This is a genomic window from Microbacterium sp. UBA3486, from assembly GCF_002377845.1.
Taxonomy (GTDB): Bacteria; Actinomycetota; Actinomycetes; order Actinomycetales; family Microbacteriaceae; genus Microbacterium; species Microbacterium maritypicum_A.
Map to the genome: position 1 here is coordinate 23,518 of NZ_DFQP01000012.1, position 14,153 is coordinate 37,670.

16 protein-coding genes and 1 tRNA gene are annotated in these 14,153 nt (G+C 69.0%); 13 read left to right on the forward strand and 4 right to left on the reverse strand.

Translation table 11 applies throughout. The features are described 5' to 3' along the window. Window positions 1-35 precede the first annotated feature (35 nt). Together B2869_RS01625 and B2869_RS01630 are read left to right on the forward strand one after the other, a co-directional pair. Window positions 36-281 (forward strand): hypothetical protein, encoded by a 246-nt coding sequence (locus tag B2869_RS01625; protein WP_292761926.1) that lies wholly within the window; start codon window positions 36-38, stop codon window positions 279-281. Continuing rightward, window positions 278-1,141: a hypothetical protein gene (locus B2869_RS01630; RefSeq protein ID WP_292761928.1), complete on the forward strand. Its 864-nt coding sequence runs from the start codon at window positions 278-280 to the stop codon at window positions 1,139-1,141. The genes B2869_RS01625 and B2869_RS01630 overlap by 4 nt, the downstream gene beginning before the upstream one ends. 25 nt (window positions 1,142-1,166) lie before the next feature. Here the strand turns inward: B2869_RS01630 and B2869_RS01635 are convergent, their stop codons facing one another. Beyond that, the gene (locus B2869_RS01635; RefSeq protein ID WP_292761930.1) at window positions 1,167-2,006 is read right to left on the reverse strand and encodes an SDR family NAD(P)-dependent oxidoreductase; all 840 of its coding nucleotides are present in this window, start codon (window positions 2,004-2,006) and stop codon (window positions 1,167-1,169) included. 130 nt (window positions 2,007-2,136) lie between these two features. Here B2869_RS01635 and B2869_RS01640 point away from each other — a divergent pair, with 130 nt between their 5' ends. Beyond that, window positions 2,137-2,721 carry a hypothetical protein gene (locus B2869_RS01640; RefSeq protein ID WP_021198158.1) on the forward strand — a complete coding sequence of 195 codons (585 nt, stop codon included), beginning with the start codon at window positions 2,137-2,139 and terminating at the stop codon, window positions 2,719-2,721. Between the two features lie 64 nt (window positions 2,722-2,785). After that, a tRNA-Arg gene (locus B2869_RS01645) sits at window positions 2,786-2,858 on the forward strand. Between the two features lie 151 nt (window positions 2,859-3,009). Here B2869_RS01645 and B2869_RS01650 read toward each other — a convergent pair. Beyond that, on the reverse strand, window positions 3,010-3,948 hold the full coding sequence (locus B2869_RS01650) for a LysR family transcriptional regulator (protein WP_292761933.1): 939 nt from the start codon (window positions 3,946-3,948) through the stop codon (window positions 3,010-3,012). Between the two features lie 71 nt (window positions 3,949-4,019). Between B2869_RS01650 and B2869_RS01655 the strand changes: the two genes are divergently transcribed. Further along, window positions 4,020-5,750 carry an L-aspartate oxidase gene (locus B2869_RS01655; RefSeq protein ID WP_292761935.1) on the forward strand — a complete coding sequence of 577 codons (1,731 nt, stop codon included), beginning with the start codon at window positions 4,020-4,022 and terminating at the stop codon, window positions 5,748-5,750. Between the two features lie 102 nt (window positions 5,751-5,852). Further along, the gene (locus B2869_RS01660) at window positions 5,853-6,647 is read left to right on the forward strand and encodes an APH(3'') family aminoglycoside O-phosphotransferase (RefSeq protein ID WP_292761937.1); all 795 of its coding nucleotides are present in this window, start codon (window positions 5,853-5,855) and stop codon (window positions 6,645-6,647) included. Between the two features lie 14 nt (window positions 6,648-6,661). Here the strand turns inward: B2869_RS01660 and B2869_RS01665 are convergent, their stop codons facing one another. Beyond that, a complete protein-coding gene (locus B2869_RS01665; RefSeq protein WP_292761939.1) occupies window positions 6,662-6,958 on the reverse strand; it encodes a hypothetical protein in 297 nt (98 codons plus the stop codon). Between the two features lie 175 nt (window positions 6,959-7,133). On the opposite strand from B2869_RS01665, the gene B2869_RS01670 reads away from it, so the two are divergent. From B2869_RS01670 to B2869_RS01700, 7 genes are all read left to right on the forward strand, one after another. After that, entirely contained in the window at window positions 7,134-7,661 is a 528-nt protein-coding gene (locus B2869_RS01670; RefSeq protein WP_292761941.1) for a hypothetical protein, read from the forward strand. Then, a complete protein-coding gene (locus B2869_RS01675; protein WP_292761943.1) occupies window positions 7,658-8,050 on the forward strand; it encodes a hypothetical protein in 393 nt (130 codons plus the stop codon). The genes B2869_RS01670 and B2869_RS01675 overlap by 4 nt, the downstream gene beginning before the upstream one ends. 130 nt (window positions 8,051-8,180) lie before the next feature. After that, window positions 8,181-9,677 (forward strand): L-serine ammonia-lyase, iron-sulfur-dependent, subunit alpha, encoded by a 1,497-nt coding sequence (locus tag B2869_RS01680; RefSeq protein WP_292761945.1) that lies wholly within the window; start codon window positions 8,181-8,183, stop codon window positions 9,675-9,677. A gap of 68 nt (window positions 9,678-9,745) precedes the next feature. Next, the gene (locus B2869_RS01685; RefSeq protein WP_029266052.1) at window positions 9,746-10,498 is read left to right on the forward strand and encodes an AAA family ATPase; all 753 of its coding nucleotides are present in this window, start codon (window positions 9,746-9,748) and stop codon (window positions 10,496-10,498) included. A gap of 42 nt (window positions 10,499-10,540) precedes the next feature. Then, window positions 10,541-11,137 (forward strand): TetR family transcriptional regulator, encoded by a 597-nt coding sequence (locus B2869_RS01690; protein WP_136025302.1) that lies wholly within the window; start codon window positions 10,541-10,543, stop codon window positions 11,135-11,137. Between the two features lie 71 nt (window positions 11,138-11,208). Next, window positions 11,209-11,994 (forward strand): ABC transporter ATP-binding protein, encoded by a 786-nt coding sequence (locus B2869_RS01695; RefSeq protein WP_292761951.1) that lies wholly within the window; start codon window positions 11,209-11,211, stop codon window positions 11,992-11,994. Further along, complete coding sequence (locus B2869_RS01700) at window positions 11,991-12,725, forward strand: ABC transporter permease (RefSeq protein WP_021198147.1); 735 nt, start codon at window positions 11,991-11,993, stop codon at window positions 12,723-12,725. The genes B2869_RS01695 and B2869_RS01700 overlap by 4 nt, the downstream gene beginning before the upstream one ends. Before the next feature lie 19 nt (window positions 12,726-12,744). Here the strand turns inward: B2869_RS01700 and B2869_RS01705 are convergent. Then, window positions 12,745-14,153, reverse strand: a 1,409-nt coding sequence (locus tag B2869_RS01705; protein WP_292761953.1) for an ATP-dependent helicase C-terminal domain-containing protein, incomplete at its 5' end; no start/stop codon positions are given.

The following is a 14,153-nucleotide window of genomic DNA, read 5'->3' on the forward strand; positions in this document are numbered from 1 at the left end:
CGGTCCGGAACTGTTGCGCTGTCCTGGGGAGCGAGATGCGGAGTCTTGCTGTCGCGGTCGGATGCCTGTTGCTCGTCGGCGGGATCACGCTCGTCGCGATCGCGGATCAGGAGCGCATGGCGTCGATCGCCGCGGTCAAAGCGGAGATCGCACGCGTCGAAGGCGCGCTGGACGTGTCGCGCGGCGAGAACCGGGAACTCGCTGAGAAGCTCACCGCCCTGCGGTCGAAGCTCGCTGAGCAGGACGCGCAGATCGCCGACACGACGGGGTTCCTGCCGTGATCCGCCGGGTGCTGGCCGTCACCCTCGCCGCCTCGGTGCTGCTCATCTCGGGGATGATCGGCAGAGCTGACGCCCTCGAGCACGAGAGAACGACCGCTGTCGCACAGCTCGTCGCACTGAACGGCCAGTATCGCGACGCCGGCCAGCGCACCGACTACCTCGACGGGGCCGTCGAACGCGCAGAGCAGGAGACCGCCGATCGCGCCGCCGTCCTCGCGCTGCGGCCCGCCTTCCTCGCCGAGGTCCAAGCCCTGACCGCCGCACTCCAGGGAGCCGAAGGTCGGGTGGATACGGCCGCGCATCGCGCCGCCGCCCTGTCGGCACAGCAGGCCGTCACCGCCGAGAAGGAGAACCCCGATACCGTCGCGGCGGCCACGGCGACCCTGCACGCGCTCACGGAGAAGGTGGGCACAGAGGTCGCGTCCTGGCAGGCGGCACAGAGCTCGGGTCCCGGAGGGCCGATGTGGTCGTCGAGCGGTCCGGAAGGGTACGCGCGGGTGCGGGCAGCCCTCGACCTCGTCGGTGGTGGGGGCGTGGGACTCTACGAGTCCTCGTCGTGTGCGGGCGGGAACGCCCCGGCATGCGCGAACAGCAACGGATACATCAAGTACCGCGCCGACATCGCGAACTGGAGTGCCGGCCGGTTGAACTGGGCGATGGCGCACGAGCTCGCGCACATCTACCAGTTCCGCGTATGGGGCGCGCTCACCTCATCCGGGGCGTACGGGGCGCTGTTCGGCGGCGACCCGGAGTTCCTCGCGAACTGCATGGCCGTGGTGCGGGGGTATCCCGGATCGGTCGGCTGCAACGGCGACCAGCAGGCGTGGGCCTCGGCCATCTGGGTGGGCACCGTCCGCTGAGCGGGAGCCTGTCGCCGTCTTCGCCTCAGGTCGCCGGCGTCGTGGTGTCGATCGCCGCGCGCAACGGGCGACGCATCACTCGCCAGTAAGAGGCGGGAGCGACGCGGGTCAGCACGTCGATCAGGCGGGCTTCTCGCCCGACCATCGTGCGCGCAGCCCGTCGCTCGGTCGCCCGCACGATCCGCGCTGCGGCATCGCTGGGCTCGGTGTGGTACATCGCGGCCTGCGCGGCGGCGGCCCGGGCCGCCACCTCCGGGTCGATCGCCGCGGCGTAGCGACCGTGCAGGATGATCCCGGTGCGCACACCCGCAGGGTAGACGGCTCCGACGCTCACCGAGGTGCCCTCGAGCTCGTGCCGCAGAGCCTCGGAGAACGCGCGCACCGCGAACTTGCTGACCGCGTACGGGATGCGGCCGGCGGGGGCGGCGAGTGCGTAGACGCTCGCCAGGTGCGTGATGTGCGCGGCCGGCGCGGCGCGGAGCGCGGGGAGAAGGGCTTTGGTGATCGAGACCGTTCCCCAGAGGTTCACGTCGGTGAGCCAGCGCATCTCCTCCATGGTGAGCTGGTCGATGTCGCCGAGCATCGACGAGCCGGCGCACGTGATCAGGGCGTTGATGCGCGGGTGGACCTCGGTGATGTCGGCGGCGGTCGCGAACACGGCCTCGTCATGGCGGAGGTCCACGACGTGCGTCGTCACGCGCACGCCCTGCAGCTCGGCGGCGATCGTCGCGAGTGACGCGGCGTCGTGGTCGATGAGCGCGAGGTGCACTCCCCGAGCCGCCAGCAGGCGCGCGATATCCGCGCCCATCCCGTTCGCCGCTCCGGTGATCACGGTGGTGCTGCCGGTGAGTTCGAGGTGCTTCATTGCTCTCCTGCGCGGCGCGATCCGGGTGCGAACGCGCGGATGTCGGATGGGTGGGGCAAGCTGATTCCGAACCATTCTGGCCGACACCGGGCTGCAGTGATACCGGTACGCTCAAGGAGAGGAGGTACCGGTGGGACGGACAGCGGATGCCATCGCCGAGGGCGTTGCGATCGCGACCGCTGCGGCGCGCCTCGCCGTGAAGAACCACATCCTCATCGGCACCATCGCCGAAGACGGCGTCTTCGACATGGACAAGTACATCGACGACGCGCGTGAGGCGCTTCGCGCCATGGCCGAGGAGTCGGAAGAGGCCGCCGCCACCGTCACCGCGCTGCGCAAGAGGGCGAGGGGCCGGCACTCCGATCCGGTGGGAACGCACGACTACCGCGACCGCGATGTGCGCAACCTCCGCCGACGGGCCAAGCAGTCCACCGGCGTTGCCGTGCGCCTGCGAGAGATCATGCAGGACCGCGATCGGCTCGCCGAGATCGTCGAGGAGGCGCGTGACGCCGCCTGGGCGGATGTGCGCCACAACCTCGACCGTCGTCTGCGGGTCGAAGGCATGCGCCCGGATCAGGATCCCGACTACAACCGCATGCGCGAAGCGCGGATGCAGGCCCTTCGACTCGTCGATCTGCAGGCGCTCTCGTCGGAGCAGAGGGCCAAGGCCAAGCGCCGGAAGAAGCAGCAGAAGGCCGCGTCGGTGGAGGACTGAGGCCTCGTTTCGCTTTCGCGTCGGGACTGTTGTAGGCTGTTCTACGGCCCGCTGAGCGGGCTGGGCGCCCGTAGCTCAATGGATAGAGCATCTGACTACGGATCAGAAGGTTAGGGGTTCGAGTCCCTTCGGGCGCACACTGTGTTGAGACAGTGAAGGAACGGCTTCCACTTCGGTGGGGGCCGTTTCTGCGTTGATGAGATCCTGTCGCCGCATCCGATCGGGAGCGGATACGGTCGCTCTGCCGGCGCACTCGGCGACCTCTCGCCCGTATCGGGACTGGGATGGTCAGGTGAGCAGGCTGGTGATCGCCGGGTCGCGGTCGGCGACGTCTGCGGCGGTGGCGACGATCACCTGGCGGATCGCGGCGACGGCGACGGCCGGCGTGACGTCTGCACGGTGGGCGAGGCTCACCGTGCGGGTCATCATGGGGTGCGTCAGTCGCACCGAACGAAGAGCGGGGCGATCGAGCAGAACCATGGCCGGCACCACAGCGACGCCGACGCCGCGCTCGACGAAACGCAGCACCGCATCCATCTCGGCGCCCTCGAGCACATGGGTGGGTCGGAGTCCCTCGGCGCGGAAAGCCGCATCGGTGGTGGCTCGAAGCTCGTAGGTCTCGTCGAGGGCGATCAGGGGGAGGGTGGCGAGGTGGTGAAGCGTCATCGACGCCGAAATCGACACCGGTGGCTCGCTCGCGGCCGAGACGACGACCAGCTCCTCGGTGAGGAGCGGGGTCCGCGTCAGGCTGAATCCCGAGGGAGGAGGTCCTTCGGACTCGGTGATGAGGGCGATGTCGACGGCGCCGACCGCGAGCTCCTCGACGAGCCGGCGAGAGCCGCTCTCCGTCAGGTGCAGATCGATGCCGGGATGCGCGGAATGGAAAGCGCGGATGGCCTCGGCGACCAGGCTGATGCAGAGCGTCGGAGGGGCGCCCAGGCGCACGCGTCCACGGCGGAGTCCGGCCAGCTCGCCCATCTCGTCACGGATGGCGTCGGCCTCGGCGAGCATGCGCTGCGCGCGGGGGAGGAGGGTCTCGCCGGCGGCCGTGAGAGCGATGTGGCCGCGTGCGCGGTGGAACAGTTCCGCGCCCAGTTCGCGCTCGAGCGTGGAGATCTGCCGGCTCAACGACGGCTGCGCCAGATGCAGGTGCTCGGAGGCGCGGGTGAAGTGTCCGAGACGCGCGACCTCGACGAACCCGCGGAGTTGCTCGAGGTTCATGACCATAGCCTACCCGCATCGTTTCAACTCGAACTATGCATTGGAGTTATTAGGATCCCCTAACTAGCGTGGATCGCATGGCTACGCGCGAACGACAGATATCCACCACGGTCCTCATCATCGGCACTGGAGGGTCGGGTCTGCGGGCGGCGATCGAGATTGCCGAACACGGCGTGGACGTGCTCGCCGTGGGGAAACGACCGCGGCAGGATGCGCACACGTCGCTCGCCGCCGGCGGCATCAACGCGGCGCTCGGCACGATGGATGCCGACGACAGCTGGCAGCAGCACGCAGCCGACACCATCAAGGAGAGCTACCTGCTCGCCAACCCGCACACCGTCGAGATCGTGACCCAGGGTGCCGAGCGTGGCATCCGCGACCTCGAGCGCTGGGGCATGGACTTCGCCCGCGAAGACGACGGCCGCATCTCGCAGCGCTTCTTCGGCGCCCACACCTTCCGCCGCACCGCGTTCGCCGGCGACTACACGGGCCTCGAGATCCAGCGCACCCTCGTGCGCAAGGCCGAGCAGCTCGAGGTCCCGATCCTCGACCACGTCTACATCACGCGCCTGCTCGTGCGCGACAACGTCGTGTTCGGCGCCTACGGCTTCGACCAGGCCGACGGCACCCGCTACCTCATCCACGCGGACGCCGTGATCCTCGCCGCGGGCGGACACAACCGCATCTGGCGGCGCACCTCGTCCCGCCGCGACGAGAACACCGGCGACTCCTTCCGTCTCGCGGTGGACGCCGGCGCGCGGCTTCGCGACCCCGAACTCGTGCAGTTCCATCCGTCGGGCATCATCGAGCCGGAGAGCGCAGCGGGAACCCTGATCTCCGAGGCCGCACGCGGTGAAGGCGGAATCCTCCGCAACGCCCTCGGCGAGCGATTCATGGCGAAGTACGACCCCGAGCGCATGGAGCTCTCGACCCGTGACCGCGTCGCGCTCGCCGCATACACCGAGATCCAGGAAGGGCGCGGCACCGAGAACGGCGGCGTCTGGCTCGACGTCTCGCACCTGCCGCGCGAGACGATCATGACTCGTCTGCCGCGCGTCTATCAGACGATGATGGAGCTCCAGATGCTCGACATCACGACCGATCCGATCGAGATCGCGCCGACCGCGCACTACTCGATGGGTGGCGTCTGGGTGCGTCCGGAAGACCACCAGACCGACGTCGACGGCCTCTATGCGATCGGCGAGGCGTCGAGCGGTCTGCACGGCGCGAATCGTCTCGGCGGCAACTCGCTCATCGAACTCCTCGTCTACGGACGCATCGTCGGTCAGGCGGCAATGGAGCATGCGGCGGGGCTCGACGCGCAGCGCCGGTCGGCGACCGCGGTGGCGGAAGCGCGGGCCGAGATCGACGATCTGCTGGCGGCCGAGGGGCGCGAGAACGTCCGTGCCCTGCAGCGCGCGATCCGCAACCTCATGACCGAGTACGCCGGTGTGGTGCGCTCGGAGGAGGGGCTGCGCGCCGGTCTCGCCGACCTCGACATGATCGAGGGGCGCATGGAGGACATCGGCATCCACCCCGACATCGCCGGGTTCCAGGACCTCGCGCATGCGTTCGACCTCAAGGCATCGGCACTCGCCGCCCGGGCCACCCTCGAGGCCGCGCTGGAGCGGCGGGAGACCCGCGGATGCCACAACCGCAGCGACTTCCCCGACACCGATCCCACGTTGCAGGTGAACCTGGTGTGGTCGCCGAAGGACGGCGTGACCCGCGAGGCGATCCCAGAGATCTCGCCGGAGATCGCGGAGCTCATGCGCGAGGTCGACACCGCGGGCAAGCTCGTCGAGTAAGAGCACACAGCGGCTGCTTCCGGTCGCACCTGCTGTCGTCCCGTCGACGATCGGGCAGCATCAGGTGCGACCGGAGCGGGTCCGGTGCGGGAGGATGAGCAGATGCACATTCCCGCAGAACTGCTCCCCGATGGTGCGGACTGGCTGCCCGTGGAGAGCGGCGAGTCGGGCGCGGCTGTGCTTCGCGATGAGGCCGGTGGGCGATACGTCAAGGTGGTCCCCTCGTCGCAGGCGGACGAACTGGCGGCCGAGCGCGACCGGATCGCATGGCTCGCGAGCGTCGGCATCCCCGGTCCGTCGGTGATCGAGTGGCGTCTCACCGCGCACGGCGGTGCCCTCGTGACCTCTGCGGTGGAGGGAGTCCCCGCCGACCGGCTCGATGCGGCCGGTCTGCGTGCGGCGTGGCCGGCGATCGCCGACATCCTGCGGCGTCTCCACGCCGTCCCCGTGTCCGACTGCCCCTACGGCCAGGGAGTGGACGGCATGATGACGGCAGCCAGAGCGACGGTCGCCGAGGACCGGGTGCAGACCGAGTTCCTGCCCGTCGCGCTGCAGGATGTGCCGCCGTCGCGGATCCTCGCCGGCCTCGAGAGCGAGCTCCCGCGACGGATCGTCCAGGAGCAGGCAGAAGCGGTGGTCTGCCACGGCGACTTCTGCCTCCCGAACATCCTGATCGCGCCCGACGGCTCGCACGTCGCCGGACTCATCGATGTCGGCCGGCTCGGGCGTGCCGACCCCTACGCCGACATCGCCCTGCTCCTGGCGAACGCCCGCGAGACGTGGCCCGACGAGAGCACCGCCCGTCGGGCGGACGAGGACTTCGCTGCGCGGTACGGCATCGATCTCGACTCTGCCCGTCAGGACTTCTACCTGCGGCTCGACCCGCTGACCTGGTAGCGCGGTCGCGGGTCTCAGCCGGCCTGCGGCTCTTCCGTGTCGACCACGCCGATGCCGACCGCCTCGTGATCGGGCTCGGGCTCGTCGCGCTTCGGGGCCTTGGGTTCCTCGCCCGGGGCCTTCTCGGTGCTCGGCTCTTCGAGGTCTTCGGTGCGGGGCACCTCGTTCGGGTCGGCGTCTTCGGGGGACTCCGCCTCAGCCGGTGTCGTGACCTCGCCGTCCCTCGTGTCGGAGGTCGGGGTGGGAGTCGGAGTCTGCGCCTCGGCGGAGAGCTCGTCGGTGGGCTCGGGCTCGGGAGTGCTGTCGGTCATGGGGGACCCCTTTCGATGATGTCGTCCGCTCAGGATGCCTCGGCGGCGGATGGGGCTGTAGGGGGTTGACGGGACGGCGAGTTAACCTCGGTGAACCGAAGTCGCGAAGCCATGGATCGGGTCGCTACCGCGAGACCGCTGCGTCCCGCTATGTTGGGTTGAGGAGAGGGGTGTTGTGACATTCAGCGATGCATTGGCCGTTTGGGGGCTGACGGTTACATCTGCCGGACTGATAGTTACTGTTGTGGGCTTCTGGGTGGCCATCGTTCAGTTGAAGAAGACGGCAACTGCCACCAAGGCAACTACCACTGCTGTGGAAACGGCCAACCGCCGCATGCTCTACAATCACTTGTTGGTTTTGATGCCGCAACTCCGTGGGTTGGAGGGTGATATTGACGCCTCCGTTGTCGCCGGGGACAAAGCCGCCGCGGTTCGAGCACTCGTCGCTTTCAGCCACGCGGCAAATCAAGTGGCCGCGCTGCTTGATACGGAACCTCGAAATGACGGCGTAGGAGAGCATGCCGAGCTCATCGGAGAATTGCGAGCTGCTGCTCGCGCTGTGAGCGCGGCGAAAGGGGAGCTCGTGTCCGGAACGAAGAAGTCTCTAGGGACGCTTTTGCACGGGGTTTCCGGGCAGATATCGGATGTTGCCTCAAGATGCGCCGGCTTGTCCACTACCTACCAAACGAATGTGGCGGTGTGATCGTGAGTGAGCGGCTCGAGAAACAAGTTGAGTTCCTGGACCGCTTGATCCAGTTGACCGAGCAAGGAAAGGTGCGTTGGAGGAACCAGCGCACCGAGTACTGGTTCACGACCGAACTCAACAGGTTCGCGTACGCGATCATCTGCCGGGATGAAGATGATGTGGCTCCATACTTGTTTCGTGTGTTCCGTCTCCTGCCGTCAGGCGAGGTCGACACGACGATGCTGGAAGAGTGGATGTGGAACTTCGAGGGAGATGACCACCCCCTGGACGAACGATTAGCCCGTCTCTATCGGGTCGTCAAGCGAGCGACGATCGGCTACTCGGAACTTGTCGACGGGATGCTTCAGGACATTTCCGAGATCGACGGGCTCACCGACGGCATCTGAAGCGCGGTTAGGAGGCGCGGACGTGTTGTTGACCTAGAAGCGTTCATTGTGGACCTGCTTTCTGCAGTTCATTGCCTGGAAATCTCGGTCAGCGGAACCCACGTGAATGTTCACGGCGTAGCCTGGAGGGGTGACTGCGTACGTCTCGGCCTTCGACCTCTTCTCCATCGGAGTGGGGCCTTCGAGCTCCCATACGGTCGGACCGATGCGAGCGGCTCTCGACTTCGCACGACGACTCACTGCTGCGGGCGTCCTGCCGCAGGTCACCCGCATCGGAAGCACACTGTACGGCTCGCTCGGCGCGACGGGAATCGGGCACGGGACGCCGGATGCCGTCGTCGCCGGCCTCCGCGGACTCGCGCCGGAGACCTGCGACCCCGCCGAGGTGCGCTCGGCCTGGACCGACCTGCCGGCACAAGCCGTGATCCGCATCGACGGCGCGCACGACGTGCCCTTCGCGAAGGACGACATCGTCTTCGCGCCGCGCACCCGGCTTCCCGGTCACCCGAACGCCATGACCATCACCGCCTGGGACTCCGCGGAGCAGGTCGTCGCCGAGGAGACCTACTACTCGGTGGGCGGCGGGTTCATCCGGCGCGATGGCGAGGAGGCGAAGCTCACGACCTCGGGATTCCCGTACTCGTACGCGGATGCCGCGTCGCTGCTCGCGCTCTGTGACGAGAACGGGCTCTCGATCGCCGAGGTGGCCCGACTCAACGAGACCTCGCTGCGCAGCGAGGAAGAGGTCGCGGCCGGCCTCGACGCGATCTGGGACGCGATGTCGGGGTGCGTGGATGCGGGTCTCCACGCCGACGGCACGCTTCCCGGCATCCTCAAGGTCAAGCGGCGGGCCGGAGTGATCCGCGGCCAGCTCGAAGAGGTCGAGGCCGACGGCCATCGTGAGCTTCCGGGTGAGTGGCTCGGCGCCTTCGCGCTCGCGGTCAACGAGGAGAACGCCGCGGGTGGCCGCGTGGTCACGGCGCCGACGAACGGTGCCGCCGGAATCCTCCCGGCCGTCGCGATGTACTGGTGGCGGTTCCTCGCCGACTCCGGACTCGGGGCGGGCAACGCGGTCACGCCCTACGGCGAGCTGGTCGGCAGCGCACTCCTCGGGTTCGAGTCGGACGTGCGCGCGGTGAGCGACGGGAGCGACCTCGACGAGGAGCAGACCGCCGAGGCGAACCGTCGCCGTGGCATCCGCCGCTTCCTGCTGACCGCGACGGCCCTCGGGTCGTTGTTCAAGGCCAACGCGTCGATCTCCGGGGCGGAGGGCGGATGCCAGGCCGAGGTCGGCTCCGCCTGCGCCATGGCAGCCGGCGGCCTGACGGCGGTGATGGGCGGCACGAACCGCCAGATCGAGAACGCCGCCGAGATCGCGATGGAGCACCACCTCGGTCTCACCTGCGACCCCATCGGCGGACTCGTGCAGATCCCGTGCATCGAGCGCAACGCGATCGCCGCGTCCACGGCCGTGACCGCCGCCCGCCTCGCCCTGCGCGGCGACGGCAGCCATTACGTCTCCCTGGATGCGGTCGTCGAGACCATGCGCCAGACCGGGGCCGACATGTCGACGAAGTACAAGGAGACCAGCGAAGGCGGCCTCGCGGTCAACGTCATCGAGTGCTGACGGTCCTCGGTCGCGCGGGTGTCCCCGGATGCCGGTAGCCTCCACGAGACGACACGCGGAGGATCACGATGGATGAGTTCTGGGAGCCGGCCTCCCGCCGTCGACGTCAGCAGCCCGTCGTGGCGGTGCGCCCGAACGACGACGCCCCCGCACCCGGCGCAGTATGGCCGACGAGCATCCCCGCCGTCGCCCAGGTGCTGCGCGAGGGAATCGACCTCGACCCCGGCGTCACGTTCCTGGTCGGCGAGAACGGCAGCGGCAAGTCGACACTGGTCGAGGGGATCGCGATCGCCTATGGGCTCTCTCCCGAGGGCGGTTCCCGCCAGGCCAGACACACCACGCGCGCGACCGAGTCGCCGTTGTCGGACTGGCTGCGGCTGCAGCGGGGCGTGGGGGCGAATCGGTGGGGTTTCTTCCTCCGCGCCGAGACGATGCACTCGTTCTACACCTACCTGGAGGAGAACCCCTCGGCCCGCGGCGACGTCCCGTTCCACGAGATGAGTCACGGCGAATCGTTCCTCGCCCTGCTGGAGAGCCGATTCGACGAGCCGGGCTTCTACTGCCTCGACGAGCCGGAGGCGGCGCTGTCCTTCAACTCGACGCTCGCGCTCATCGCCGTGCTCCGTCGCATCGCCGATGAAGGCGGCCAGGTGCTGTGCGCGACGCATTCGCCGGTGCTCGCTGCTCTTCCCGGAGCGAAGATCCTCGAAGTGGGGGAGTGGGGTGTGCGTCCGGCGGAGTGGGACGACCTCGAGATCGTGAACCACTGGCGCTCGTTCCTCGAGCATCCGACCCGCTACCTCCGCCATCTGCTCGACTGACTTGCGCGCCGTGCCCTCGTCGCGCGTCATAGGCTGACGGACATGACCGAGCAGAAGCCCGCGCGGCGGCGTGGCCGCCCCCGGGGCGTCTCCGACTCGCGAGCGCGCATCATCGCGGCTGCGGTCGACGACTTCGGTGAAAAGGGATACGACGGCGCGACGATCCGCTCCATCGCCGCCAGGGCCGGTGTGGATTCTGCCCTCGTGCATCACTACTTCGGCACCAAGGCCGATCTCTTCGCAGAAGCCGTGGGCATTCCGCTGCGACCGGATGTCGATGTGCCGGGGATCCTCGCGGGTCCGCGTGACGAGATCGGCGACCGGCTGATCCGGTACGTCCTCGAGGCGTTCGAGCAGCCCGAGGTGCGCCGTCGGGGAGTCATGCTGCTGCGCACCGCGATCGGCAGTCGGCTCACGACCCCGCTGCTGGCGGGCTTCCTGTCGCGCGAACTTCTGTCCCGGGTGGCTCGGCGCCTCGACGTCGACGACGCCGATCTGCGCGCCTCGCTCGTCGCCTCGCAGATCGCCGGGCTGCTGATCGCACGCTATGTGCTGCGGCTGCCGGCGCTTGCGGCGGCACCGATCGATGAACTCGTCTCCCGTCTCGGCCCGACCTTGCAGCGCTACCTCTTCGACTGACGCCGAACGTCGGCATCGGGTGTCTGCGGACCCCGTTGACGCGGACGACGGGCGGGCGCATAATTCATCACATGATGAATAACTCCGCCGTCGAGATCGCGCAGCTGCGTGTGCGTCGCGGGGCGGTGCACGTGTTCGACGGGATCGACCTCGCGATCCCCCGCGGCCAGATCACGGGCCTGCTGGGCCCGTCCGGATGCGGCAAGACCACGCTCATGCGCTCGATCGTCGGGGTGCAGAAGATCGCTTCGGGTGACGTGAAGGTACTGGGTGAGCCGGGAGGGTCGCGACAGCTGAGACACCGCGTCGCGTACGGCACGCAAGGAGCATCGGTGTACGGCGACCTCAGCGTGCGCCAGAACCTCTCGTACTTCGCTTCGCTGCTGAAAGCGCCCAAGGGTGACGTCGACCGGGTCATCGATGAGGTCGGTCTCGGCCCGCAGGCGGGGCAGCTCGTGGACTCCCTGAGCGGCGGCCAGGCCACGCGGGTGTCGCTCGCGGTGGCCCTGATCGGAGCGCCCGAGCTCGTCGTGTTGGACGAGCCGACGGTGGGACTCGATCCCGTGCTGCGCGCCGAGCTGTGGGCCCTCTTCCGCGGTCTCGCGGATCGAGGGGTGACGCTCATCGTGTCGAGCCATGTGATGGACGAGGCCGTGCGCTGTGACCGGCTGCTGCTGATGCGCGAGGGGCGGATCATCGCCGACACGACTCCGACCTCGCTTCTCGCCGACACCGGCACGACCGACGCCGAGGCCGCGTTCCTCGTGCGGATCGAGCGCGACCGCGCGGCTGGTGTCGGCGACACGAGGCGATCGCGCCGAGGAGCGCGCGACCAGCAGGAGGAGGCCGGAGAATGAACGGCCGCCGGACGTTCGCCACCGCCGGACGCGTGCTCGCCCAATTGCGGCACGACCCGCGGTCGATCGCGCTGATGCTCATCGCGCCGAGTCTGCTCGTGGGCCTCTTCGCCTGGCTGTTCAGCGATCAGGACGGCGTCTTCGACCAGTTCGGCGGCGCGATCCTGGCGCTGTTCCCGTTCATCGTGATGTTCCTCATCACTTCGATAACGACCCTGCGCGAGCGCCGTTCGGGCACCCTCGAACGCCTGATGACGACCCCGCTCGAGAAGGCCGATTTCATCCTCGGGTACGCGCTCGCGTTCGGTCTGATGGCTCTGCTGCAGGCGGTGATCACGGTGTCGTTCGCCGTCGGGGTGTGCGGGCTCGACGTCGAAGGTCCGCTCTGGCAGCTCGGCCTGGTCGCGGTGGTCGACGCGCTGCTCGGTACCGCGCTCGGTCTGCTCGCGAGCGCGTTCGCGCAGACCGAGTTCCAGGCGGTGCAGTTCATGCCGCTGCTGGTCTTCCCGCAGATCATCCTCGGCGGGCTCTTCATGCCGCGAGATCAGATGCCCGATGTGCTGCACGCGATCTCCGACTGGCTTCCGCTGAGCTACGCGATCGACACGATCAACGCGGTCGCCGCGGGCGACGAGGGGTGGGATGTCTTCGGTCCGCTGCTGATCGTCGTGGCCTTCGCGGTCGGCGCTCTCGTGCTCGCCTCGCTGACACTGCGGCGGCGCACCCGCTGACTCCCGTCCCGGTCGGTGTTCAGCGCGCGGCGCGGTTCTTGGTGTGCTTGGTCGGTGTGGCGGCCCACGGATCCTCGGGCCAGGGATGCCTCGGGTAGCGCCCCCGCATCTCGGCGCGGACCTGTGCGTAGGGGCCGGACCAGAACGAGGCGAGGTCGTCGGTGACCGCGAGCGGACGCCCTGCGGGGGACAGCAGGTGGAACAGCACCGGTACCCGTCCGTCGACGAGGCGGGGGGTCTCCGCCCAGCCGAAGCACTCCTGGAGCTTCACGGCGACGACAGGACGTGACGTCGGGTCGCCGTCGGGTTCGGGGTAGGTGATGCGGACGCGGGATCCGCTGGGCACCTCGAGGCGCTCCGGCACGAGGTCGTCGAGTCGCACCGCTTCGGGCCACGGCAGCAGCCGACGAAGAGCCGACGTCAGGTCCAGGCGATCCACGGGGGTGCCGGATGCCAGGGCGTCGAGCTCGGACGCCAGCCAGGTGTCGAGGGTCTCTATCAGTCCGGCGTCCGAGACATCGGGCCACGGATCGCCGAGCTCGCGTCGTAGCATCGCCAGACGGCGGCGCAGTCCGTCGGCGGCGTCGGGCCAGCTGAACAGCGTGAGTCCGTCGCGCCGGAGCACACGACGCACGGCATCCCGCCCCTCCTGGGTCGATGCCCGCACCGGCACCGATGTGCGCAGGATCGCACCGATCCGGCGTTCGCGTCGGGCCTGGACACGACCTCCGACGAAGTCTGCCTCGACGCGGTCGGTCATCAGGTGGCTGGCGGCCTGCTCCATCTGCAGCTCGGTGAGCGCCGCGGCGGAGCGGATGATCGCACCGGACCCGGCCGCTGCACGGCCGGAGGCACGGGTCACGTCGGCGACGGCGAGCCATTCGACGGCCGCGAGCGGGCCCGTCACCCCTGCGCGTGTCCCGGAGGCGAGCAGGTACGTCGCTCCGGTGGCGGTGCGCTCGACGCGGTGGGCGATGCGCTCGGGAAAAGCCAGCGCGATCACGAGGCCGACCCCGTCGAGGTCCGCGCGCACGCCCGGCGCCGGGCCGATCATTCGTTCGAGGCGGTTCGCGTCGTCTCGCCATCGGCGAGCGTCCGGGGTCTGCCCGCTTCTGAGGGCGATGAGGGCCCGCGCGATGTCGGCCTCGGGGCTTCGCAGATCGCCACCCACGAGCGCGACGACCTCGGCCGCCAGACGGATGCCGACCGTCGGGCTGCCGTCGCGCAGAGCACGGGCCAGCCGGGGATCGGTCGGGATGCGCGCCAGTGAACGTCCCTCGGCGGTGGCGCGGCCCTCGTCGTCGGTCGCGCCGATGCCGTGCAGAACAGCGATGGCGTCGGCCAGGTGGGCCGCGGGCAACGGGTCGATCATCCGCAGGCCGGTTCCACCCGGGGCACCCCAGCACGCGAGCAGGAGCGCGGCATCGG